Source organism: Streptomyces sp. NPDC001822 (assembly GCF_042892135.1).
In the GTDB taxonomy this organism is placed as follows: Bacteria; Actinomycetota; Actinomycetes; order Streptomycetales; family Streptomycetaceae; genus Streptomyces.
Window position 1 is genome coordinate 39,003 of the sequence record NZ_JBIATW010000006.1, and the last position, 21,742, is coordinate 60,744.

General features: G+C 72.4%; 21 protein-coding genes. 14 read left to right on the plus strand and 7 right to left on the minus strand.

The annotated features are described in order from the left end of the window. Positions 1-272 precede the first annotated feature (272 nt). Positions 273-617: a MerR family transcriptional regulator gene (locus ACFYY2_RS15730; protein ID WP_388742540.1), complete on the minus strand. Its 345-nt coding sequence runs from the start codon at positions 615-617 to the stop codon at positions 273-275. A 470-nt stretch (positions 618-1,087) separates the two neighbouring features. On the opposite strand from ACFYY2_RS15730, the gene ACFYY2_RS15735 reads away from it, so the two are divergent. Continuing rightward, complete coding sequence (locus ACFYY2_RS15735; protein ID WP_388742542.1) at positions 1,088-1,303, plus strand: hypothetical protein; 216 nt, start codon at positions 1,088-1,090, stop codon at positions 1,301-1,303. Between the two features lie 100 nt (positions 1,304-1,403). On the opposite strand, the gene ACFYY2_RS15740 is transcribed toward ACFYY2_RS15735, so the two are convergent. The 3 genes from ACFYY2_RS15740 to ACFYY2_RS15750 all read right to left on the minus strand — a co-directional run bounded on the left by ACFYY2_RS15740 (position 1,404) and on the right by ACFYY2_RS15750 (position 4,406). Further along, positions 1,404-1,823 (minus strand): hypothetical protein, encoded by a 420-nt coding sequence (locus tag ACFYY2_RS15740; RefSeq protein ID WP_388743399.1) that lies wholly within the window; start codon positions 1,821-1,823, stop codon positions 1,404-1,406. Between the two features lie 77 nt (positions 1,824-1,900). Then, the gene (locus ACFYY2_RS15745) at positions 1,901-3,619 is read right to left on the minus strand and encodes a SpoIIE family protein phosphatase (protein ID WP_388742544.1); all 1,719 of its coding nucleotides are present in this window, start codon (positions 3,617-3,619) and stop codon (positions 1,901-1,903) included. Positions 3,620-3,647: 28 nt separating this feature from the next. Beyond that, the gene (locus ACFYY2_RS15750; RefSeq protein ID WP_388742546.1) at positions 3,648-4,406 is read right to left on the minus strand and encodes an alpha/beta hydrolase; all 759 of its coding nucleotides are present in this window, start codon (positions 4,404-4,406) and stop codon (positions 3,648-3,650) included. A 160-nt stretch (positions 4,407-4,566) separates the two neighbouring features. Here ACFYY2_RS15750 and ACFYY2_RS15755 point away from each other — a divergent pair, with 160 nt between their 5' ends. The 6 genes from ACFYY2_RS15755 (at position 4,567) to ACFYY2_RS15780 (ending at position 9,944) form a co-directional block, all read left to right on the plus strand. Next, on the plus strand, positions 4,567-5,052 hold the full coding sequence (locus ACFYY2_RS15755) for a peroxiredoxin (protein ID WP_388742548.1): 486 nt from the start codon (positions 4,567-4,569) through the stop codon (positions 5,050-5,052). A 105-nt stretch (positions 5,053-5,157) separates the two neighbouring features. Beyond that, on the plus strand, positions 5,158-5,679 hold the full coding sequence (locus ACFYY2_RS15760) for a hypothetical protein (protein ID WP_388742550.1): 522 nt from the start codon (positions 5,158-5,160) through the stop codon (positions 5,677-5,679). 84 nt (positions 5,680-5,763) lie between these two features. Beyond that, positions 5,764-7,203, plus strand: a complete 1,440-nt coding sequence (locus tag ACFYY2_RS15765; protein ID WP_388742551.1) for a flotillin family protein — start codon at positions 5,764-5,766, stop codon at positions 7,201-7,203. A gap of 321 nt (positions 7,204-7,524) precedes the next feature. Next, positions 7,525-7,995, plus strand: a complete 471-nt coding sequence (locus ACFYY2_RS15770; protein WP_388743401.1) for a cation:proton antiporter regulatory subunit — start codon at positions 7,525-7,527, stop codon at positions 7,993-7,995. Between the two features lie 2 nt (positions 7,996-7,997). Continuing rightward, positions 7,998-9,263 (plus strand): cation:proton antiporter, encoded by a 1,266-nt coding sequence (locus tag ACFYY2_RS15775; protein WP_388742553.1) that lies wholly within the window; start codon positions 7,998-8,000, stop codon positions 9,261-9,263. A 225-nt stretch (positions 9,264-9,488) separates the two neighbouring features. Continuing rightward, complete coding sequence (locus ACFYY2_RS15780; protein ID WP_388742556.1) at positions 9,489-9,944, plus strand: tellurite resistance TerB family protein; 456 nt, start codon at positions 9,489-9,491, stop codon at positions 9,942-9,944. Positions 9,945-10,071: 127 nt separating this feature from the next. On the opposite strand, the gene ACFYY2_RS15785 is transcribed toward ACFYY2_RS15780, so the two are convergent. After that, a complete protein-coding gene (locus tag ACFYY2_RS15785) occupies positions 10,072-11,145 on the minus strand; it encodes a PucR family transcriptional regulator (protein WP_388742559.1) in 1,074 nt (357 codons plus the stop codon). 307 nt (positions 11,146-11,452) lie between these two features. Here ACFYY2_RS15785 and ACFYY2_RS15790 point away from each other — a divergent pair, with 307 nt between their 5' ends. Both ACFYY2_RS15790 and ACFYY2_RS15795 read left to right on the plus strand, forming a co-directional pair. Continuing rightward, positions 11,453-12,091 (plus strand): hypothetical protein, encoded by a 639-nt coding sequence (locus ACFYY2_RS15790; protein WP_388742561.1) that lies wholly within the window; start codon positions 11,453-11,455, stop codon positions 12,089-12,091. 69 nt (positions 12,092-12,160) lie between these two features. Then, positions 12,161-14,155, plus strand: coding sequence for a potassium channel family protein (locus ACFYY2_RS15795; protein WP_388742564.1), 1,995 nt, complete (start codon positions 12,161-12,163; stop codon positions 14,153-14,155). A 90-nt stretch (positions 14,156-14,245) separates the two neighbouring features. Here ACFYY2_RS15795 and trpS read toward each other — a convergent pair whose 3' ends face one another. Further along, complete coding sequence (gene trpS / locus ACFYY2_RS15800) at positions 14,246-15,304, minus strand: tryptophan--tRNA ligase (RefSeq protein ID WP_388742567.1); 1,059 nt, start codon at positions 15,302-15,304, stop codon at positions 14,246-14,248. 348 nt (positions 15,305-15,652) lie between these two features. Between trpS and ACFYY2_RS15805 the strand changes: the two genes are divergently transcribed. The 4 genes from ACFYY2_RS15805 to ACFYY2_RS15820 all read left to right on the plus strand — a co-directional run bounded on the left by ACFYY2_RS15805 (position 15,653) and on the right by ACFYY2_RS15820 (position 20,143). After that, on the plus strand, positions 15,653-17,656 hold the full coding sequence (locus ACFYY2_RS15805; protein WP_388742569.1) for an Ig-like domain repeat protein: 2,004 nt from the start codon (positions 15,653-15,655) through the stop codon (positions 17,654-17,656). A gap of 206 nt (positions 17,657-17,862) precedes the next feature. Then, the gene (locus tag ACFYY2_RS15810) at positions 17,863-18,963 is read left to right on the plus strand and encodes an LLM class flavin-dependent oxidoreductase (RefSeq protein ID WP_388742571.1); all 1,101 of its coding nucleotides are present in this window, start codon (positions 17,863-17,865) and stop codon (positions 18,961-18,963) included. A 5-nt stretch (positions 18,964-18,968) separates the two neighbouring features. Next, positions 18,969-19,628, plus strand: coding sequence for an FMN reductase (locus ACFYY2_RS15815; RefSeq protein ID WP_388742574.1), 660 nt, complete (start codon positions 18,969-18,971; stop codon positions 19,626-19,628). Between the two features lie 92 nt (positions 19,629-19,720). After that, positions 19,721-20,143, plus strand: coding sequence for a universal stress protein (locus tag ACFYY2_RS15820; protein ID WP_388743403.1), 423 nt, complete (start codon positions 19,721-19,723; stop codon positions 20,141-20,143). A gap of 107 nt (positions 20,144-20,250) precedes the next feature. On the opposite strand, the gene ACFYY2_RS15825 is transcribed toward ACFYY2_RS15820, so the two are convergent. Then, complete coding sequence (locus ACFYY2_RS15825; protein WP_388742577.1) at positions 20,251-20,661, minus strand: hypothetical protein; 411 nt, start codon at positions 20,659-20,661, stop codon at positions 20,251-20,253. 127 nt (positions 20,662-20,788) lie between these two features. Here ACFYY2_RS15825 and ACFYY2_RS15830 point away from each other — a divergent pair, with 127 nt between their 5' ends. Beyond that, positions 20,789-21,682: a hypothetical protein gene (locus tag ACFYY2_RS15830; RefSeq protein WP_388742579.1), complete on the plus strand. Its 894-nt coding sequence runs from the start codon at positions 20,789-20,791 to the stop codon at positions 21,680-21,682. The last annotated feature ends 60 nt before the right edge of the window (positions 21,683-21,742 follow it).

The following is a 21,742-nucleotide window of genomic DNA, read 5'->3' on the forward strand; positions in this document are numbered from 1 at the left end:
CACACTGTGCGAGCCCTACGTCGCCGCAAATGATTGCCCCGTCCGGAAGAGACCGGAAATACAAAAGCGCACCCGCCGGAGTGAAAACGGCGAGAGCACTTGAAGTTTTGGGAACCACAACTGCAACTGAGATCAACAGTAGCACGATTCAGGCAGGAGCGAGCTGTACGCCATATCACTGCCACGGCACTCCACCGCACACGGCATAAACTCTCACCGGCCTTTGCGCGTATTTCTGTGCCCGCCGAAACAGATATGCGCCGGTGCGCCGGTCAGGAATCGGCGCGGCCACCGCCGGCCGCGGGCCGCCGCAACGCCTCGTTGAGGCGCAGGGCCTCCTCCAGCTGGTCCTCCAGGATGACGATGCGGCACGCCGCGTCGATCGGCGTACCCCCGTCGACCAGCTCGCGGGCGCGGGCCGCGATCCTGAGCTGGTAGCGCGAGTAGCGGCGGTGTCCGCCCTCGGAGCGCAGCGGCGTGATCAGCCGGGCCTCACCGATGGCGCGGAGGAAACCCGGGGTCGCACCGATCATCTCCGCGGCTCTCCCCATGGTGTACGCGGGGTAGTCGTCGTCATCGAGACGGTCCGTGGCATGCGACGGGGACTCCGGGGGCATCTGCACCTCTTCTGCCGTGCACCGGGCTTTCGATATGGCCTGGCTGCACAAGAAACCCTAGGCGCACGGGTAGGTCATGTCTATTGCCGCCGGAGCAGGTTTGCTCGGCTCCGGCGGCGCCCGTACGCCCCGGGACGCCGCTCGTCATCCGCCGGGGGCGTCCCGGGGTCCCGCGATCGGCCCAACTGCGCTGACCGACCGGTCAGTTGTCCACCGACCCGCGGACGGTCATACTGCACGGGTAGCCCTTCACGCATCCCCCGTCGTGAAGGGCTACTTCACGTGCCCCCACGACGCCCCGCGCCACGGCGGTGACACCCCTCACCGGGGCCGTGACCGCGCGTGTTCCCGGGCGGAAGGGGGCTCCGAACCGACGACCCCGCGAGTGGGGCGGCCCCGATTGCGGACCCGTCGCCCAGCCGGTTACGTGGACAGGGGGCCGTGCAGTGATGCCACCGGGAGGCACGCAGATGCCCAGGACACCCACGAACTCCAAGGCCGGCCTGATCCTCAGCCTGGGCAGCAGCGCGTTCGCCGTCATCCGCTCCGTCAGGCAGATCCGCAGGACGCGCGGCGAGCAGGACGGGCTGACGACGGCGAACGCCCTGGCGGGGCTGCTCCCCCTGGTCACCTCCGCCCTGATCATCCTGCGCAGGCTGCGCGGACGCTCCCGGCAGCAGGCCTGACCGGGGCCGGTCCCGCGCCAGGCCTGCTGCCGGGAGCGCCCGCGGCCGGTGGACGCCCTCTCACGGCCCCGCACACGGGCCCCCCACCCCCGCCGCCGTCTCAGGCCACCGGGTCCGGGTCTGGTGCCCCTTCGCAGGCCAGCGCCCCCAGCCGCTCCAGCACCCGGTCGCGCAGCAGCTCGTACTCCTCGCGGAGGCGCACGATCTCGGCCGGCCGCTCGATCACCACGCCGCCGGAGACGATCTCGTGCGCCTCGAACTGCTCCCGGGTCAGGTCGATCTCGACGCCCCGGCCCAGGCGGTTCCACCAGTGGAAGTCGACGCGTTCCCCGTCCACCCCGACCTCGCCCCGGATCAGCTCGCCGCCCAGGAGGTCGTGCAGCACCAGGGCGGTGACGCCGCACTGGTCCCGCGCGGGGTTCGCCTCGCTCCAGCGCGGGCGGTGCTCGGGCGTGGTCGTGTCCGCGCCCCAGCCGGCGCGCACGGCGGCCTCGATGTCGGTGAGGAGCAGAGGTTCCATCCGCAGAGGTTCCATCCGGGGATCCTCGCACCCGCCACCGACAGCGCCCGGCGTACACCGTGCCGGGCGGCGGGCGTTCAGTGGGCCCGGCTCCGGGAGACGAGCACGGCGATGTCGTCCTCGGCCGCGTCCGCGAAACGGTCCACGACCTCGTCCAGCAGGTCTTCGAGCCGTCCGCTCACCGGCATCGTGAGCCGGGTGAGCCGCTGGATGGAGACGTCGATGTCCTCGCCCCTGCGTTCCACGAGACCGTCGGTGTACATGAACAGCACGGTGCCGGGACCGCACGGCATGACCGCGGTCGTGTACCCGCCCACTCCCGTGCCCAGCGGAGGCCCCACGGGCACCCTCGCCACGCGCGCCACGGGCTGGCCGGGGTCGATGAAGACGGGCGGCGGATGCCCCGCGCTGGCCACCTCGCAGATGCCCCGCCCCCGGTCGACGACCACCACCAGGCAGGTCGCCGCACGGTCGAGTCCGGACTGTTCGACCGCCCTGTCGAGCCGCTCGAGAATGCGGTGGGGCGGCTGGTCGTCATCGGCCATGATCCGCAGCATCGAGCGGTAGTTGCTCATGGCGACGGCGGCCTCCACGCCGTGGCCCATGACGTCGCCCATCACCTTGAGGTGGCGTCCCCCCTGCAGGGAGATGGCGTCGTACCAGTCTCCGCCCACCACCGCGCCGACCCCCGCGGGCAGGTAGAGGGACGCGACCTCGATGCCGTGGTCCGGTCCCCTCGGCTCGGAGAGCAGGGACCGCTGGAGTTCCCGGGCGACGTGGTGCTCGTGCGTGTAGCGGTACGCGTGGTCCACGTCCACGGCCGCGCGGCCCGCCAGGGTCCTGGCGACGACGACGTCCAGCCCTTCGGTGAAGGGCGGCGAGTCACCCGCCCGCAGGAGGCTGAGCGCACCCAGCGGCCGTCCGCGCGCCGTGAGCGGTACGACGACCGCGGAGTGCAGCCCGATGGCCCGGTAGGCGGCGAACCGCTCCGGTGTGAGCAGCGAGCGGATGAGCCGTTCGTCGCCCGCGAGGTCCTCGATGACCGGTTCGTCGGCCGCCAGACAGCGCGGCACCGCGGTGCCCTCCTGGTACTCGACGTCCTCCCCCGCCCCGCCGAAACGGTCGACCAGGCCGACGAGTCCGGGCACGGCGGCCACCCCTGCCCGCCGCAGCCGCAGCACCCCGGGCGGCGGCTCGCGCCGCGGGTGCCCGTCCTCGACGGGAATCGTCTCGACCACGGCGACGTCGGCCATGACCGGCACCACGAACTCGGCGAGTTCCTGGCAGGTCGTCTCCACGTCGAGCGTCGTGCCGATACTGACGGCGGCGGTGTCCAGCAGTGTCAGATAGCTCCGGGCCCGCTCCAGCTCCTCGTGCTGGGTGCTGGTGGCCGTGATCTCCTGGGCGACGGCGACCAGGCCCCGGACCCGCCCGTCCTGCTCGACGCGGTGGCAGGCGACCCGCCAGAACCTGCGCGGCTCGGCGGAGTCCGCCCAGGTCCGCCCACTGGTGGTGAACTCGCGGGACCGGCCGTCGGCCAGCACCTGACCCATGAGGTCGGTCCGCCCGTCGACCTCGGGAAGGACCTCGGCCGGGGTTCTGCCGAGGTGCGCCGCGGCCGGAACGCCGTTGACCCGTTCGAGTGCCTCGTTCACGTAGACGTAGCGGAGTCCCGTGTCGAACACCGCCACCCCGGCCGGGCTGTCTCCGACGATTCCGGCCAGCACTGTCGTGTCGAAGGACGGCGGGGCGGCGGCGTGCTCTTCGGCCTGCAACGGAGCCTCCAGACGGATCATGGCCCGGCGGGTGCGGAGCCGTCGGCCCTCACCGGCGGTCCGGCGTCCGCCTCCTCATCGTCTGCCGCCGCGCGCCACCCCGCATCTCCGTGCCGACGTCCAGCCGGTCCAGTGACAGCGTCCCCTCCGAAGCCGCGGCCCCGGGGGGCAGCCCCAGCGCCGCCTCGACCCGCCCCGGCACCGGGGCCAGGCCCAGCAGGCCGGTCACGAGCAGGCCGGCGAGGTGGTGCCAGGCCGGGGCGCGGCGGATCATCGCGTGGTCGCTGCCGGGGATCGTCACCAGGCAGGTACGGGCGCCCGCGCGGCGGGCCCTCGCCGTGAGGGACTGGGACGCCAGGGGGCTGGTCACCCGGTCCCGGGTGCTGTGCAGCAGGACGACGTCCCGCCCCGCCAGCTGTGTCACCGGGTCGCCCGGCGGGCACCAGGGGGCGAGGCCGACCACCGAGCGGACCAGTGGGTGGCCGGCCGCGTGCAGAGCGGCGCGGGCGCCCATCGAGTGGCCGAGGAGGACGACCGGGATGTCACCCGCCTCGCGGCGGAGGTCGTCCAGGACGCGCACCGTGTCGTGCAGGGGGTCCTTCCGGGCGCCGTTCCAGCCCCGGTGCGTGTACCGCACGCGCTGCACACGCACCCCGGAGTCGCCGCGGACGGCGTGGGACACCGCGCGCGATACCGGCAGCATGCGCAGACCGGGCAGGTTCAGCGCCCCCGGCGCCGGTGCCGCCAGCCCGGTCTCGTAGCCGCCGTGGAGGATGAGCACCGCTGCCGACGGCGGTCGTTCGGCCACACGTACCTCCGGATCGGGGTGCGGGGCCGGCGCCCCGCGTTCGCCCTGTATTCGGTGCCGGACGGCCCGCGGATGGGTCGGACGTGTCGATGCGGGGGAAGTGCCGTTCACTGTACGAGGCACGAACCCCTTCACGTACGCGAACCGAGGAGCCGCCGACATGGCGTCAGGACCCCGAACCGGCCTGCGGGCACCCGACTTCACCCTCCCCGGCGGGGTGCTCACCGACGAGGCCTTCGTCCGGAGCGACTACACGCTCTCGGCCGCCCGCGGCCGGGCCGTGGTGCTCGCCTTCTACCCCGGCGACAACACCGCCGTCTGCACGAAGCAGCTCTGCTCCTACTCCTCGGGCCTGGAGACCTTCGAGGGCCTCGACGCGGAGGTCTGGGGAATCAGCCCACAGGGTGTGGACAGTCATGAGCACTTCGCCCTCGGCCACGGCCTGCGCATGCCGCTGCTCGCCGACGAGGCACGGGAGACCGCCCGGGCGTACGGAGTCGCGGCGCCCGGCATCGGCGTACGCCGTTCCGTCTTCCTGATCGGCCCGGACGGGGTGCTGAGGTGGAAGCACGTCGCCCTGCTCGGTGCCACGTTCCAGTCGCTGGACACGCTCGCCGGGCAGCTTTCCGGCATCGCAACTCCCTGAAGACTGCCGGACTCCGGCAGTACCACCGCGGGGTCCCGCATGGGACCATTCAGGCAGTTCGACGGGAACGTTTCGGGGGACCAGCGACACCGGGGGAGTGATCGCGTGACCGTTTTTCTCGGTCTCGGCATTGCGGGAATCGCGCTACTGACCCTGTCCCTGATCTTCGACGGGATCCTCGAAGGGCTCCTCGGTGACGCCTTGGGCGGCCTGCTCAACGGCTTCTTCGACGGTCTGCTCTCACTGCCGGTCATCGCAGGTTTCCTCTCGATGCTCGGGTTCGGCGGTGCGATCGTGCTCGGCACCACCGGTGCCGGGATTCCCGTGGCGCTCGCGGCGGGGGCCGGAGCCGGCATCGTCGCGGCCTGGCTGACCTGGAAGTTCAGCCAGGCCCTGATGAGGGATCAGACCACGGCCACACCGCGTGGCGACGATCTCATCGGCACCTCGGGATCGGTGGTCACGCCGATCCCCGCCGACGGCTACGGCGAGGTGCTGCTGCGACTCGCCGGCCAGACCGTCAAGTTCTCCGCGAAGAGCGCCGTGCCGGTCGAACGCGGCGCCGAGATCTGGGTGGAGGCCACGCTCTCCACCACCTCGGTCACCGTGCGCCCCGTAGAGCGCTGACACCGCCGAGCGAGCCCGCCAGTCCGGAACTCGCACAACCGAACACACTGCCGTCCCGTCGGGGGGCAGAGGGGGACACCTTTCATGAGTCCAGTAGTGATCGCCATCATCGGCATCGTCGTCCTTGTCGTGCTCCTGGCCCTCGCCGTGATCACCCGGTACAAGGTCGCGGGCCCCAGCCAGGCCTTCATCATCACCGGGCGTCGCGGCAAGAAATCCACCGATCCGGTGACCGGCCGCACCAGCATCGACAACAGCGGCCAGAAGGTGGTCGTCGGCGGCGGGGTCTTCGTCGTGCCGTTCGTCCAGCAGAAGTTCACGCTCGACCTCTCCAGCCGGCACATCCCGGTCGCCGTGCGCGGCGCCGTCACCCTGCGAGGCGTGAAGTCCAACCTCGAAGGCGTCGCGATCGTCAAGGTCGGCGGCAGCGAGGACGCGATCCGGGCCGCGGCCCAGCGCTTCCTCCAGCAACAGAACGGCATCGTCGGCTTCACCCAGGAGGTGCTGTCCGGCGCGCTGCGGGCCATCGTCGGCCGTATGTCCGTCGAGGACATCATCCGCGACCGTGCCGCGTTCGCCGGCCAGGTCGCCGAGGAGGCCGAGGCCAGCCTGTCCGGCCAGGGCCTGATCCTGGACGCCTTCCAGATCCAGGACATCACCACCGAGGGTTCCTACCTGGAGGACCTCGGCCGCCCGGAGGCCGCGCGCGCCAAGCAGGAGGCCGACATCGCCGAGGCCATCGCCCGGCGGGCGTCCGAGCAGGCCCGGCTGAAGGCGGCCGAGGAGATCGCCATCGCCGAGCGGACGTTCTACCTGAAGCAGGCCGAGATCAAGGCCGAGACCGAGGCCGCCGCGGCCAAGGCCAACGCCGCCGGTCCGCTCGCCGAAGCCGCCCGCCAGCAGGAGGTGCTCGCGGAGCAGGAGAAGGTCGCCGAGCGCCAGGCGGCCCTGACCGACCGCGAACTCGACACCAAGGTCCGCAAGCCCGCCGACGCCGCCCGCTACCGCGCCGAACAGGAGGCCGAGGCCCGCCGTATCGCACAGGTCAAGGAGGCCGAGGCCGACGCGGAGCGGTCCCGTCTGACCGGCCAGGGCGAGAAGCTGCACCGCTCGGCACTCGCCGACGCCGTACGCATCGAGGGCGAGTCCGAGGCCGCCGCCATCGCGGCGAAGGGTGCCGCCGAGGCCGAGGCCATGCAGAAGAAGGCTGACGCCTTCAAGGAGTACGGGGACGCGGCCGTCCTGCAGATGCTGGTCGAGGTGCTCCCCCAGGTCGTCGCCAAGGCGGCCGAGCCGCTGAGCGCGATCGACAAGATGACGGTCATCTCGACGGACGGCGCCAGTCAGCTGTCCCGCACGGTCACGGACAACGTCGCGCAGGGGATCGAGCTCCTCAACTCGACCACGGGCGTGGACCTGGGCGCGCTGCTGAAGAACCTTCAGGCCAAGGCTTCCGGCACCGCCCCGCTCGCCGCCGTCCCGGCCCCCTCGGCCAACGGCGAGAAGATCGAGATCAAGGACTGACACAGCGGGTCCGGCCGCGGTACCCGTGCGGGTGCCGCGGCCGGCCCGGTGCGGGCGTGCGGCGGGGTTCAGCGGCCGACGACGGTGATGACGGTGACGCCGCGAGGAGCCCGCCCGAAGTACACCCGGTGCCCGCCGTCGACGACGACGAGCGTTCTCCACCCCGCCGGCGGGATGACGCCGTGCCCGGGGCTCCGCCGTGTCCGGAGGCCCCTCTCCCCGTGCCCGACAGCCGGCGGCCGACCCCGGTTAGGGTAATGAGCGGTTAAAGAGATGATCAAAAGCGTCGCCCTGCCGCCGCGCGCTCCTCGGGAGGAAGCCATGGGAACCCACCGCACATCGCTGCCGGGAGTCGGCGTCCAGTACGACTACACGACCGAGTCGGGGCAGCACATCTCCGTCGTCGTGCATCACGACGGGCGGCGGTTCCTCGGGTTCTACGAACAGGACGATCCAGATTCGTGCGTGCTCTCGGTGCCCCTGACCACGACCGAGGCCACCGGGCTCGCCCACCTCATCGACGCGGCGCCGATCGACGCCGTACGGACCGAGGGCATCGACCTGGTCACCGAGCACATCCCGCTCGGAACCCGTTCGCCGTACGGCGGGCGACTGCTCGCGGACACCCGGGCACGGACGAGGACGGGGGCGTCGATCGTCGCGGTCCTGCGCACGCACAGCGCGCACCCGTCGCCCGGACCGGACTTCCGGCTGGCCATCGGGGACACGCTCGTCGTCGTCGGAACACGTGAGGGCGTGGACACGCTCTCCGAGATCATTGCGGAGGGCTGACCGTGCACGACACGACCGCACTGCTGGTGGAGCTCGGCTCCGTCATCCTGGGACTCGGCATCATCGGAAGGTTCGCCGGGCGGATAGGGCTCTCCCCGATCCCGCTCTACCTCCTCGCCGGACTCGCGTTCGGCGAGGGCGGCCTGCTGCCGCTCGGCGCGAGCGAGGAGTTCACCGCCATCGGGGCGGAGATCGGCGTCATCCTGCTCCTGCTGCTCCTCGGGCTGGAGTACAGCGCCTCGGAGCTCGTCACCAGCCTCAAGACGCAGTACCCGTCCGGAGTCGTCGACTTCGTGCTCAACGCGACGCCCGGTGCGATCGCCGGCCTGCTGCTGGGGTGGGGGCCGGTCGGCGCGGTCGCGCTGGCCGGGGTCACCTGGATCTCGTCGTCGGGTGTGATCGCCAAGGTGATGACCGACATGGGACGGCTCGGCAACCGGGAGACGCCCGTCATCCTGGGTGTCCTCGTCATCGAGGACCTCGCGATGGCCGTCTACCTTCCGCTGCTCACCGCGATGCTGGCGGGCGTCGGTCTGGCCGGCGGCAGCATCGCGCTGCTGATCGCGCTCGGCACCGTCGGGTTCGTGCTGTACCTCGCGCTGCGCCACGGCAGGCTCATCAGCCGGGCGGTGTCCTCCGACAACCCGGAGATGCTGCTGCTCGTCGTGCTCGGGCTCACCGTGCTGGTCGCCGGTGTGGCTCAGCAGCTCCAGGTGTCGGCGGCGGTCGGCGCCTTCCTGGTCGGCATCGCCCTGTCCGGTGAGGTCGCCGAGGGCGCGCGAAAGCTGCTGACGCCGCTGCGGGACCTGTTCGCCGCCGTCTTCTTCGTGTTCTTCGGCCTGTCGACCGATCCGGCGGAGATCCCGCCCGTGCTGCTCCCGGCGGCGCTGCTGGCGGTCGTCACGGTCTTCACGAAGATCGGCACGGGCTGGTACGCGTCCCGGCGGGCCGGGATCGGTCCGCGCGGCCGGTGGCGCGCGGGCGGCACCCTGGTGGCACGCGGGGAGTTCTCCATCGTCATCGCCGGTCTGGCCGTGGCGACGGAACCGCGGATCGGGCCCATCGCGACGGCGTACGTCCTGATCCTGGTGATCGCCGGGCCGCTCACCGCGCGATGGACGGAACCGGTCGCCTCGCGACTGCAGGCGGCCCTGGCGGGCAGGCGGACGAAACCGGCCGTGACGCGCGGCGAACCGGTGCCGTCCCGCGACGGGATGCCGTCGCACGACGACCTGACGCCGGAGCACGCGGGGCGCGACTCCGACTGAGGGCGTCCGGCTGAAAGGCCGAATCGATTCCGCACGACTGTTCACACGGCCCCGGGGCACCCGCCCCGGGGCCGTCGGCGTCGCGGGGCAACGGCGCCTGTCCCTCCGGTGGCCGGATCCCGTCCCGGCGGCCACGATGCGAAGACCGCCACCCACGCGACTTCTACACCGCTGTAGAGTTCCACTGGTTCCCGCATCACAGGCAACGCTACGTATGGAGACGTCATGGCCCTTTGGGATCGGATCAAGGAATCCGCGTCGACGATGCAGACGCAGCTGGAGGCGAAGAAGAACGACCTCAAGAGCGGGGCGTTCCGGGACGCGAGCATGGCCATGTGCGCCCTCGTGGCCGCGGCCGACGGCTCCATCGACCCGTCCGAGAGGCAGCGCGTCGCCGCGCTGATCGCCGGCAACGACGTGCTGCGGAACTTCCCGGCGGACGATCTGCAGCGCCGGTTCAACGACTACGTGGACAAGCTGACCGCGGACTTCGCCTTCGGCAAGGTCAGCGTGCTCCAGGAGATCGGCAAGGCCAGGAAGAAGCCCACCGAGGCCCGCGCCGTCATCCAGATCGGCATCGTCATCGGCGGCGCCGACGGTGACTTCGACAAGTCCGAGCAGGCCGTCGTCCGGGAGGCGTGCTTCGCGCTCGACCTGCCGCCGCACGAGTTCGACCTGTAGCACCCCGCCCGCCCACGGCGTACGGCCCGGAGCCACGGGCCGTACGCACGGGACATCCGCGCACACGGAACATCCGTTGCACACGGAACATCCGTTGCACACGCGCCGGACGTCCGACCGCCGCGCGTCAGAGTTCCTTCGCGGGCCAGTCCAGCAGCCTCGCGCCGATCACCGCCGTCTGCAGCTTGTAGCGGTGCGTGGGGTCGGCGGGGTCCGATCCGGTCAACTGGTGTATCCGCTCCAGCCGGTAGGTCAGGGCGCGCACGCTCAGCGACAGCCGCCGGGCCGTCTCGGCCGCCACACAGCCCGCCTCGAAATAGACGGACAGCGTCCGCAGCAGGGGTTCCGCGCCGCCCCTCGCCTCCCTGAGCGGTCCCAGCTCGCTGCGCACCAGATCGGCCATCGCCTGCCGGTCCCGGGTCAGCACCGGGTAGACCAGGAGGTCGCTCGCGTACAGCACCGGATCGTCCAGGGCCATCCGCTTGGCCAGGTCGAGGGCGTCGAGCGCCTCGTCGTAGGAGTGGACGACCCCGCCGGGACCGCGGTGCGGGCGGCCCACCGCCACCTGGCCGCCCTCGGTCGCCGCGTGCGCCTGCTTCGCGAAGTACCTCAGGACGTCCGGCTGACTGCCGGGGGCGATGCACACCATGCGCCCGTCCTTCGTGGTGGCCAGGATCTTCCGGCCGCTGAAACGGCCGAGCAGCGCCGCCTCCACCCGGCGCGGCACGGCGTCCGACTCGGTGTACGCCTCCGGGCCCGCGGCCACCGCCACCGCGTGGGCCCGCGAGAGCCGCAGCCCGAACCGGGTGGCCCGCTCGGCGAGCCGTCCCAGGTCACTGCGCCCGTACAGCAGGTCGTCGATGAACTCCCGTCGCGCCGCCTCCTCGCGCCGCACGGTGAGCCGCTGCGCCCGCTCGAAACCCTCCGCGAAGGCGTCCACCGCCTGTTCCACGGCGCACAGCACCGCGTCGGCGGCGACGGGAGCGGCGCCCGGGCCGGCCTGCGGCCAGGCCGCGCGGGTCCCGGCGAGATGGAGCCGCACCAGGGCGCGCAACTGGTGCCCCGCCTCCGCCGCTTCGCGGCCGAGCGTGCGCCGGCCCTCCAACTCGTCGCGCGTGAGCCGGCGGCCGGTCTGCGCCACCTCGGACAGGATCCGGGTGTAGTCCTCCAGGAACTCCCCGGGGATCTCGGGCTCCGCCACGGCTCTCTCCTCGTCACGTCACTCACACTGTTCACCACGCCCAACGCACACCGGACGGTGCCGGTGCCCGGCAGGCGGACACGGCGAAGCCTGCCGGAACACGGCAATGCGCCGGACGGCCCCGGCTGACACGATCGGTTCAGCAACACACGGGGGAACAACGGGGGATCACGGGGGACCACGGGGGAAGGAACCGGTTGCTGCGGGGCCCTTTGCGGCGCCGCGGCGCCGGCGCCCCGACGGTCCCGTCCGCCGCCCGGCCTCCTGGACCGTACAGTCGCGCACGGCGTCGCAGGGGGTGGACCCGATGACCGATCTCGTTTCCGCAGCGCTCACCTTCCCGGCCGTGATCTTCGGCGCCGCCCTGGTGGTCACCGTCTGCTTCTGGCTGCTCGTGCTGGCCGGAGCGGTCGGGCACGACTCCTTCGACACCGACCTCGACGCCGAAGCCGTCGGCTTCGCCGGGGTGCCGGTCGCCGTGTCCGTGTCGCTGTTCGTCGTCATCTCCTGGTTCACCGGCCTCGCCGGATCGGTCCTGGTCCTGCGCGGAGGCACCACCGGCACACCGCGGGCCGCTCTGCACCTCGTCGTGCTCGCGGGTGCGCTGCTGGTCGCCTGGGGCGCGGTGCGCCTGCTCGTACGCCTCCTGCGCCGGTGCTTCCCCGCGGAGCCTCCCTCGTCGCGGCAGGACCTCGTGGGGCGGACCTGCACGATCCGCACCCTTCCCACCGGCTCCGGCCTCGGTCGTGCGGAGGTCGCGGCCGCCGACGGATCGACCTCGGTCGTACGGGTGCGCCGGCCGGTGGGCCGCCCCGCACCCACCGGCGTGTTCACCTCGGGCAGTGCGGGGATCCTCCACGCCTACGACGCCGAGGGCGAGTTCTTCTGGGTGTCGCCGTACGACGCGGCGCTCACCCCGTACCCCCTGCCGCGCAGGGCGGCCTGACCCGCCTCCCGCCCTCCGGGTCCGTCACGCGACCACCGACCCGCCCGACCGAACCGGAGGGAGCACGGCATGCTGGGTTCCGTGTCACCACTTCCGCAGCAGCCCCAACGCCCCTCCGCCACCGGCCACATGGTCGTCTGCGGCGACGACGCCCTCGCCCGGCGGCTCGCCGTCGAGCTGCGCTACGTGTACGGCGAGCGGGTCACCCTCCTGCTCCCACCGGGCCGCGACACCAGCCGGCCGGAGCTGCCGCTGACCCAACGAGCCCGGGCGAGCGCCCTGTTCGGGCGGATGTCGGCGGCTATGAACCGCAACGGAACCGCCGCCGGGGGTGACAGCGACACCAACGCCGGGGTGGAGGCCGTCCGCATCATCGAGGCACACGAACCCTCCGACGACGTGCTGGAGGAAGCGGGCGCCGACCGGGCGGCCGCGCTCGCGCTCGTCTACGACGACGACGAGCGCAACATCCGCGCCGCCCTGACGGCCCGCCGGCTCAATCCCCGGCTGCGGCTCGTCATCCGGCTGTACAACCGCAAGCTCGGACAGCACCTGGAGACCCTCCTCGACCAGGCCGCCGCCGTCTCCATGCCGGGCCTCGACCATGCCGCGCTCGACGCCTCCACCACCGTCCTGTCCGACGCCGACACGGCCGCCCCCGCACTGGCGGCCACGGCGCTGACCGGCAGCAGCAAGGTCATCCAGGCCGAGGGCCTGCTGCTGCGCGCGGTCGAGCGCACCCCGCCCCGGCACGGCGAACTCGCCGACCCGGGGCTGTGCACCCTCGCCCTGCTGTCCTCCACCAGCCAGGACCCCGCGGGCGCCGAGGGCTCCGACAGCAGCGGCGACGAAGGGCCGCAGCTCCTGCCCGACCGGGCGACGGTGCACGCGGCGACCGGCCGGGGCACGATCGTCCTGGAGGCCATCAGCCAGGCGGGCCCCGACCGTGCGCCCACCCGGATGGGCGGCAGGGGCGCCCCGCTCGGCCAGGTCTTCTCGCGCAGGCTCCGCTGGTCGGCGCTGGGCGTCGCGGCGGCGGTCGTCGCGCTCGCCGTGGCGTCGGTGATCACCACCGGCGACAGCCCGTTGCACGCCGCCTACCTCACGATGCTCGACCTGCTGGCCATGGGCGACCCCGCCGTCGAGGACGGCGACCCCGCGTCCCGCCAGGTCATCCAGCTGCTGTCCGGGACGGCCGGCCTCCTGCTGCTGCCCCTGCTGGTCGCCGCCGTCCTGGAGGCGTTCGGATCGCTGCGCACCGCGTCCGCGCTGCGCCGTCCGCCGCGCGGCCTGTCGGGCCACGTGGTCCTGCTGGGCCTCGGCAAGATCGGCACGAGGGTGCTGGTGCGGCTGCGCGAGCTGGACATACCCGTCGTCGTGGTGGAGGAGGACCCGGAGGCCCGGGGCATCCCGCTGGCCCGCAGCCTGCACGTCCCGACGGTCCTGGGCGACGTCACCCAGGAAGGCGTCCTGGAGGCCGCCAAGATCCGCCGGGCCCGCGCCCTGCTCGCCCTGACCAGCGTCGACACGACGAACCTGGAGGCAGCGCTGTACGCCCGGTCGGTGAAGCCCGACCTGCGGGTGGCACTGCGCCTGTTCGACGACGAGTTCGCGACCGCCGTCTACCGCACCCTGCGCACGGCGCACCCGCACGCCCTGACCCGTTCCCGTTCGGTGTCCCATCTGGCCGCCCCGGCGTTCGCGGTGGCCATGATGGGTCGCCAGATCCTGGGTGCGGTGCCGGTCGAGCGCAAGGTGCTGCTGTTCGCGGCACTGGAGGTGGCGGGCCACCCGCAGCTGGAGGGCCGGACGGTCGACCAGGCATTCCGGGCGGGCGCCTGGCGGGTCCTGGCCCTGGACGCGACCCCGCCGGGCGACCGCCTCCCGGACCTGGCCGCGGTGCCGCCGTTCGACCCGCAGGCGCCGGGGCAGGCGGCCTCCGGTCTGGTCTGGGACCTGCACCCGGGCTATGTGCTGCGGGCCGAGGACCGGGTGGTGATCGCGGCGACGCGTCGCGGTCTGGCCGAACTCCTGCGCCGGCAGCGGTCGATGATCCGGCGCTGAGGTCCGGCGGCCCGACGGCGGGCGCTGTGGCCCCCGTCCGCCGTCGGGCGGTGCGGGGGACCGGCGGGCCGCTCCGTGGGCCCCGGGCGTTCAGCCCGGTGTGCCCATGGCCTCGCGCACTTCTCGCAGGGTCGCGTCCGCCACGGCGTTCGCCTTCTCGTTGCCCGCGCGCAGCACCTCGCGTACGTACCCCATGTCCTGGGCGTACTCGGCCCGTCGGGCCCGGATCGGGGCCATGCGTGAGTTGACGGCCTCCGTCACCGTCCGCTTGAGGGCCGCGGAACCGCCGTTCCCGGTCTCCTCGGCGACGTCGTGCGGGTCGCGGCCGAGGCAGAGCGCGGCCAGCAGGACCAGGCTCGACACCCCGGGCCGTCTCTCCGGCTCGTAGGTGATGCGGCGTTCGGCGTCGGTCGTGGCGCCCTTGATCAGCCGGGCGGTCTCGTCGGCACTCGCGCGCAGGGTGAGGGAGTTGCCTCGGCTCTTGCTCATCTTGGTGGCGTCCGTGCCGAGCAGCAGCGGTGCGGCCGAGAGCAGCGCGTCGGGTTCGGGGAAGACGCGGCCGTACCGCTCGTTGAAGCGCCGGGCGATCGTGCGGGTGAGCTCCAGGTGCGGCAGCTGGTCCTGTCCGACGGGCACGAGGTTGCCCTTGCAGAAGAGGATGTCGGCGGCCTGGTGCACCGGGTAGGTGTACATGAGCCCGCTGACGGCGGCCTGCCTGGAGTGCGCGATCTCGTCCTTCACGGTGGGGTTGCGGCCGAGCTCCGCGACGGAGACGAGGGAGAGGAAGGGCAGCGTCAGCTGGTTGAGGGCCGGGACGGCGCTGTGGTTGAAGACCGTGCTGCGGGCGGGGTCGATCCCGATGGCGAGGTGGTCCAGGACCAGGCCCTCGACGTGCTCGGTGAGCCGCTCGGCGACGTCCCGGTCGGTGAGGACCTGGTAGTCGGCGACGAGGACGAAGACGTCCACGCCGAGGTCCTGGAGCCGAACCCGGTTCTGGAGGGTGCCGAAGTAGTGCCCGAGGTGCAGGGCCCCGGTGGGCCGGTCCCCGGTGAGGACGCGGAACGCGCCGGGGTCCCGGGCGAGCCGCTGCTCCAGTTCCGCGCCGCGGCGCGCGGCGGGGCCCGCGGGCAGGTCGGTGGTGATGGTCACGGGGGTTCTCCTCGCTGGTGGTGTACGCGTGGAGGACGGCCCGTCGCAGAGCGGTGGGGCAGCGGAAAGGGCCGTCCGTGTGTCGAACGGCCCTGGTTCCGTGCTGGCTGAGGCGGCCGCTCCTAGGAGGAGCGCCACCAGGTGCGGCACGGTACGGAGGTCATGGCCCGACTGTAGCGCGGACCGGCGGGTTCCCGCCCGGTCCGGCGGTGCGGCCGCTTTTCCGGTGCGCCGGGCCCGGGCCGGCGCGGGAGCCGGTGCGGTGCGTTCAGATGTCGCACCCGTGTCCTATTCTGCGATCACCGCGCCCCGGATATCGGGCCGGTTCACAGTGGGGGGATACCACTCGTGCCCAGACGCACGCTCACGGCCGCGACAGCTCTCGCGGTCCTCTTCAGCTCGGCCGCACTCGTGGCCGGCGCGACGGGGTCGGCCGCGGCCGACTCCGCGAAGGTCCTTCCGGTGAGGTCCACCGGCGACATCGTGGTGGACGGGGTCCACCGGAAGATCTTCATCAGCGACCCCTACGGCGGGACGCTCGTCGCCACCGACTACTCCGGCACGGTGCTGGCCACCCTGACCGGTCTCACGGGCGTGGACGGACTCGCCCTGTCCGCCGACTCGGAGCAGCTGTTCGCGGCCGTTCCCGGCGACGACTCCATCGTGTCCGTCGAGACGCGGACGGTCACCCGGACCGCCCGCTACGCCACCGGCGAGGACACCGGCCCGGAACACCTCGCCCTCGCGGGCGGCAGGATCTGGTTCGGATACGGCAGCGACGGCCGCGGCGACATCGGCTCGCTCGACCTGTCCGGCGCCGAGCCCGTCGTGGCCCTCGGCCAGGACTCCGACAACGGTTACCGCCTCGCTCCCAGGCTCGCCTCCACCCCGGGCGCCCCGGACGTGCTGGCCGCCGGCTCCCCGGACTACAACGGCTCCTCGCTGGGTGTGTACGACGTGTCCAGCGGCACGGCGAACCGCACCGCCCAGTACGCCAACGGCGTCGGCACGCCGTGGCTGGGGATCACCTCCGACCTGGCGCTCACGCCGGACGGCAGCGGGCTCGTCACCGCCAATCCGGGCGACCGGCACCGGCTGTGGAGGACCTCGGACCTCACCGACGCGGGGTCCTACCCGTCCGCGTACCACCCCGACGCGGTGGCCGTCGCCCCCGACGGCACGGTCGCCGCCGGCACCTCGTCGCCGTACGACCCGGACCTCTATGTCTTCAACCCGGGGACCACGACCGCGGTCCGGCAGTACGACCTGCCCGACACGGACGGCTCCATCAGCGGCGGCGACGAGGTCGCCACCGCCGGCCTCGCCTGGGAGCCGGGCGGGAGCCGCCTGTTCGCGGTGACCAGCAACAGCAGGGGCGACCACGCCCTCCGCGTCCTGACCGATCCCACCAAGTCGGCCCCGGTGATGACCGCGACCGCACCGGCCTCGGCGTCCCGTGCGAAGTCGCTGACGGTCAGGGGCACGCTCAAGGCCACCCTGCCGCTGCCGGCCGGGACGCCGCTCACGGTCACGCGGACCGACCTGGAGTCGCCCGGCGGGAAGTCCCTCGGGACGAAGACGCTGGGGGCGAACGGCGCGTTCGCGTTCACGGACACCCCGCCCGCGGGCGGCAAGGTCACGTACAAGGTGTCCTACGCCGGTGACGCCACGCACACGGCGGCCTCCGCGTCCGCCTCCGTCGCCGTCTCCCGGGCGACGGCCTCGCTGACCCTGAACCGCAACGGCGCCCTGTACGCGTACGGCACGGACGTCTCGTTCACGGCGCACCTCGGCACGACGTACAAGAACCGGACCGTGCAGATCTGGGCGGACCCGTTCGGCGCGGACAAGCCGAAGAAGCTGATCAAGACCGGCAAGGTCAACTCCAGCGGCAACCTGTCGGCGACCGTGGACATGACCCGGGACACCACGGTGACCGCCGTGTTCGCGGGTGACTCCCGCTACGCCCCGAAGTCCGTGGCGTCGACCGCGTACGCCAAGGTCAAGGTGTCCCTGGCGGTCGGCAAGCAGTACCGGACGACCAAGATCGGCTCCACCCCGTACGCCTACTTCCACAAGAAGACCAACCCGGTCTTCACCACGAACATGTCGTACTACACGAACCGTTCGCACCGCCTGAACCTGGAGCTGTACTACCAGGGCAGGTGGTACGACGCGGGTTCGCAGTACTTCAAGCTCGGGACCAGCGGGAAGTCGGCCGTGACGCTGACGGGCACGCACGAGACCGGTTACCGGATGCGCGTGCGCTCCTCGTACATCAACGGCTCCTCCGGTGACACCGTGAACTCCACGACCTACACCCCGTGGAAGTACTTCATCTTCACCAAGTAGGACCGAAGGGTCCCGCTCCCCACGGCCGTGGGGGTTCTCGCCGCACGCGCGGTGAGGGCTCCCGCGGCCGTTCCGCGTTTCCGCTCCCGCGTGGCCGCCCGGCCCGGGAGGGGGCGGAATAGAGAAGGGGGGTGTCCCGTTGTAGGGTGTGTTCACATAGTTCAACGTTCAACCAAAAGCATCACAACCCCTTGGAGGCGGGCGCCATGCAGTTCGGGATCTTCACCGTCGGGGACGTCACCACCGACCCCACGACCGGTACGACACCGAGCGAGAACGAGCGGATCAAGGCGACCCTGGCGATCGCGCTCAAGGCCGAGGAGGTGGGCCTGGACGTCTTCGCGACGGGCGAGCACCACAACCCGCCCTTCGTCCCGTCCTCGCCGACCACCACGCTCGGCTACATCGCCGCCCGCACCGAGAAGCTGATCCTCTCCACGTCGACCACCCTGATCACCACCAACGACCCGGTGAAGATCGCGGAGGACTACGCCACGCTCCAGCACCTGGCCGACGGCCGCGTCGACCTGATGATGGGCCGCGGCAACACCGGACCGGTCTACCCCTGGTTCGGCAAGGACATCCGCCAGGGCATCCCGCTCGCCGTCGAGAACTACGCCCTGCTCCACAAGCTGTGGCGCGAGGACGTCGTCGACTGGGAGGGCAAGTTCCGCACCCCGCTCCAGTCCTTCACCGCCACCCCGCGCCCCCTGGACGGCATCCCGCCGTTCGTCTGGCACGGCTCCATCCGCTCCCCCGAGATCGCCGAACAGGCCGCCTACTACGGCGACGGCTTCTTCCACAACAACATCTTCTGGCCCATGGAGCACACCAGGAAGATGGTCGACCTCTACCGGCGCCGGTACGCCCACTACGGGCACGGCACCGCCGAGCAGGCCATCGTGGGCCTCGGCGGCCAGGTGTTCATGCGGAAGAACTCGCAGGACGCGGTGCGGGAGTTCCGCCCGTACTTCGACAACGCGCCGGTCTACGGCCACGGGCCGTCGCTGGAGGACTTCACCCAGCAGACACCGCTGACCGTCGGCTCCCCGCAGGAGGTCATCGAGCGGACCCTGTCCTTCCGTGAGGACGTCGGCGACTACCAGCGCCAGCTGTTCCTCATGGACCACGCGGGACTGCCGCTGAAGACGGTCCTGGAGCAGCTCGACATCCTGGGCGAGGAGGTCGTGCCCGTGCTGCGCAAGGAGTTCGCCCGCCTGCGCCCGGCCGGTGTGCCGGACGCCCCCATCCACCCGGCGGTCGCCGCCGCCCGCGCCGCCGCCACCGCCGACCCGAAGGAGCTCTGAGGAACGTGCTCGCCACCGCCCCCCTGAAGATCGTCGCCGTCGCGGCGGGGCTCAGCAGCCCCTCGTCCACCCGGCTGCTGGCCGACCGGCTCGCCGAGGCCGCCCGCGAGCAGCTCGCGGCCGGCCAGGACCGGCGGGTCGAGGTCCGGGTCGTCGAGCTGCGCGATCTCGCCGTCGACATCGCCAACCACCTGGTCACCGGCTTCCCGCCGGCGGGCCTGAAGGCGGCGCTGGACGCGGTGACCGGGGCGGACGGACTGATCGTCGTGTCGCCGGTGTTCACCGCCTCGTACAGCGGACTGTTCAAGTCCTTCTTCGACCTGGTCGAGAACACCGCGCTGACCGGCAAGCCCGTGGTGATCGCGGCGACCGGCGGAACGCCCCGGCACTCCCTGGTCCTGGAGCACGCGATGCGCCCGCTCTTCGCCTATCTGCGCGCCGTCGTCCTGCCGACGTCCGTCTACGCGGCGTCGGAGGACTGGGGAGCGCAGGGCGACGAGTACACCGACGGCCTGCCGTCCCGGATCCGGCGCGCGGGCGGCGAACTGGCCTCCGCCGTCATGGGGCACACCGTCTCCGGCGCCTCGCGGGAGCCGACGCTCGACGACGGGGAGGACGCCGTCGTGCCGTTCGAGCAGCAGCTCGCGGCGCTGCGGACCGGCTGACACCGGCACCGGGAGCCACCACGGCTCCCGGTGGGTGTTTCGACTAGATTCGTTGGCGAATGCCGGAAATGTTCGAGCAGTGGGAGGCAGACATGGGCAGGATCGTCGTGGGGGTGGACGGATCGGACGCGTCGCTCAAGGCACTGCGCTGGGCGGTGCGCCAGGGCGGACTGACCGGCGACACCGTCGAGGCGGTGAACAGCTGGGAGTACCCCGCGACCAGCTGGGCATCCATGATGCCGGGCCTGCCGGAGGACTTCGACCCGCAGGCGGTGGCGACCGCCGCGCTCGACGAGGCGCTGGAGGAGGCCCTCGGCGCCGACGGCGCGGCGGCGATCGAGCGGATCGTCGTGATCGGCAACCCGGCCCAGTCGCTGCTGGACCGCTCCGAGGGCGCGAACCTGCTCGTGGTCGGTGCCCGCGGCTACAGCGGCTTCAAGGCGACGCTGCTCGGCTCGGTCAGCCTCCACGTCACCCAGCACGCCGCCTGCCCGGTCACGGTCGTCCACGGCTGACCTCCGGGCGGCCCGCCGCGGCGCAGCCGCCCGGCCCGCGGACAGCGCACGGGCACGGCCGCCGGACATGGTCCGGCGGCCGTGCCGTTTCCCGCTCCCGCGAGGGGTCACTCCTCGTGCGTGTAGTGGATGTAGAACATCGTGAGGAAGGTGCCCGCGCCGATCACCAGTCCCAGCCCGCTCGACGAGAAGACGCTGTTGCCGTTGAGGCTGAAGAGATAACCGATCGCACCCCCGGCCAGCACCGCGTAGCCGGCGGCCCTCAGCTCGCGCGGAAGTGCCCGCCGGATCATGACGAACGCGTAGCAGAGCACGGCGTAGGCCACCCCGGAGACGACGCCGAGCACGATCTGGCCGTCGGTCGTCGTCCCCCCGTCCCGCTTGATGAAGAAGGCCCAGAAGCCGAGGATCACGCCCAGCGACACCGGCACCGCCCAGGCGAGCGGGGTGTGGCCCTCGCGCACCGGGGTGCGGGCGTGCTGTCGGCGGCGGGTCGGCGTCGTCGCGTGTGTGGCCATGGCGCACAGCTCCTTACCTCGCCCCCGTCCCTGTGTTCCTCCAGCGCACACCCGGAGCCGCCGGGCGGCAACTCGAACGGCCCACGGCCCGGGGCGTACCGTCACCGGACGGGATTGGCTGGTCACTGTGCGGACCTACCTCTCAGCGGCACTGTCGGCGGTGCTCCTCGTCCTGCTCACCCTGCTGGTCCCGGTGGCTGCCCTCTCGGCCTGGGTCGACCTGGAACTCGACGACACCGACCGCTATCTCGCCGCCGTCTCCCCGCTCGCCACCGACCCGGACGTGCGGACCACCGTGGCCGCACTCGTCACGGACGAGGCGATGAAGAACATCGACGCGGGAGCGCTGCAGGACGCCGTCGAGGACTTCCTGCACGAGGCCGCCCTGTCGTTCACCACGACCCCGGCGTTCCGGCGGGCCTGGGACAGCGCGAACCGGACGGCGCACCGGGCCGTGACCGCCGCGCTGCACGGCGACGACGGGCAGGCGGTGACCATCGACCTCGCTCCGGTCATCGGCGAGGTCAAGCAGCAGCTCGTCACCGACGGGGTGCCCTTCGCCGACGGCATCCCGGTCAGGGAGACCTCGATCACCGTGCTGTCCGCCGACCGCGCCGACGAGCTGCGGTCCTCGTTCCAGTGGCTGCGGCACTGCAGCGTCTGGCCCGCCGTCGGGACGGTGGTGCTGCTCGTCCTGGTGCTGGGCCTCACGCTCGTCCGGTACGGCGCACGGGCCGCCCTCACGACCGCGGCCGTGGCCGGGGGCGGGCTCCTGCTCGGCGCCGTCCTGCTGCGCGTCGCCGTCGCCGTGGGCCGGGCCCGGGTCCTCGATCAGGTCCCGGGCACCGAGACGGACGCCGCCGCCGCGGTCTACGACGCGCTGACCGCCTCGCTGCGGACGACGGTGTGGGCCGTGCTCGCGGCGGGAGCGGTCATGGTGGCCGGCGGACTGGCCGGACGGATCGTGGCGGGCCGCCGGCGGCAGAGCGCGGTGCGAGCCGCGGATGCGCCCGGGTGGTGAGGCGCTGAGCCGGGGGCGGGCCGCGGCGGGCGGCGGGCCCCGCACGGCGGCTGATGCGGC

Coding starts and splice junctions, on each gene's coding strand:
- ACFYY2_RS15820 (WP_388743403.1), top strand. CDS start 19,721: ATGGGCAGGATCGTCGTGGGGGTGGACGGATCGGACGCGTCGCTCAAG.
- ACFYY2_RS15795 (WP_388742564.1), top strand. CDS start 12,161: ATGCTGGGTTCCGTGTCACCACTTCCGCAGCAGCCCCAACGCCCCTCC.
- ACFYY2_RS15765 (WP_388742551.1), top strand. CDS start 5,764: ATGAGTCCAGTAGTGATCGCCATCATCGGCATCGTCGTCCTTGTCGTG.
- ACFYY2_RS15755 (WP_388742548.1), top strand. CDS start 4,567: ATGGCGTCAGGACCCCGAACCGGCCTGCGGGCACCCGACTTCACCCTC.
- ACFYY2_RS15770 (WP_388743401.1), top strand. CDS start 7,525: ATGGGAACCCACCGCACATCGCTGCCGGGAGTCGGCGTCCAGTACGAC.
- ACFYY2_RS15740 (WP_388743399.1), bottom strand. CDS start 1,823: ATGGAACCTCTGCTCCTCACCGACATCGAGGCCGCCGTGCGCGCCGGC.
- ACFYY2_RS15780 (WP_388742556.1), top strand. CDS start 9,489: ATGGCCCTTTGGGATCGGATCAAGGAATCCGCGTCGACGATGCAGACG.
- ACFYY2_RS15825 (WP_388742577.1), bottom strand. CDS start 20,661: ATGGCCACACACGCGACGACGCCGACCCGCCGCCGACAGCACGCCCGC.
- ACFYY2_RS15745 (WP_388742544.1), bottom strand. CDS start 3,619: ATGATCCGTCTGGAGGCTCCGTTGCAGGCCGAAGAGCACGCCGCCGCC.
- ACFYY2_RS15730 (WP_388742540.1), bottom strand. CDS start 617: ATGCCCCCGGAGTCCCCGTCGCATGCCACGGACCGTCTCGATGACGAC.
- ACFYY2_RS15810 (WP_388742571.1), top strand. CDS start 17,863: ATGCAGTTCGGGATCTTCACCGTCGGGGACGTCACCACCGACCCCACG.
- ACFYY2_RS15735 (WP_388742542.1), top strand. CDS start 1,088: ATGCCCAGGACACCCACGAACTCCAAGGCCGGCCTGATCCTCAGCCTG.
- ACFYY2_RS15790 (WP_388742561.1), top strand. CDS start 11,453: ATGACCGATCTCGTTTCCGCAGCGCTCACCTTCCCGGCCGTGATCTTC.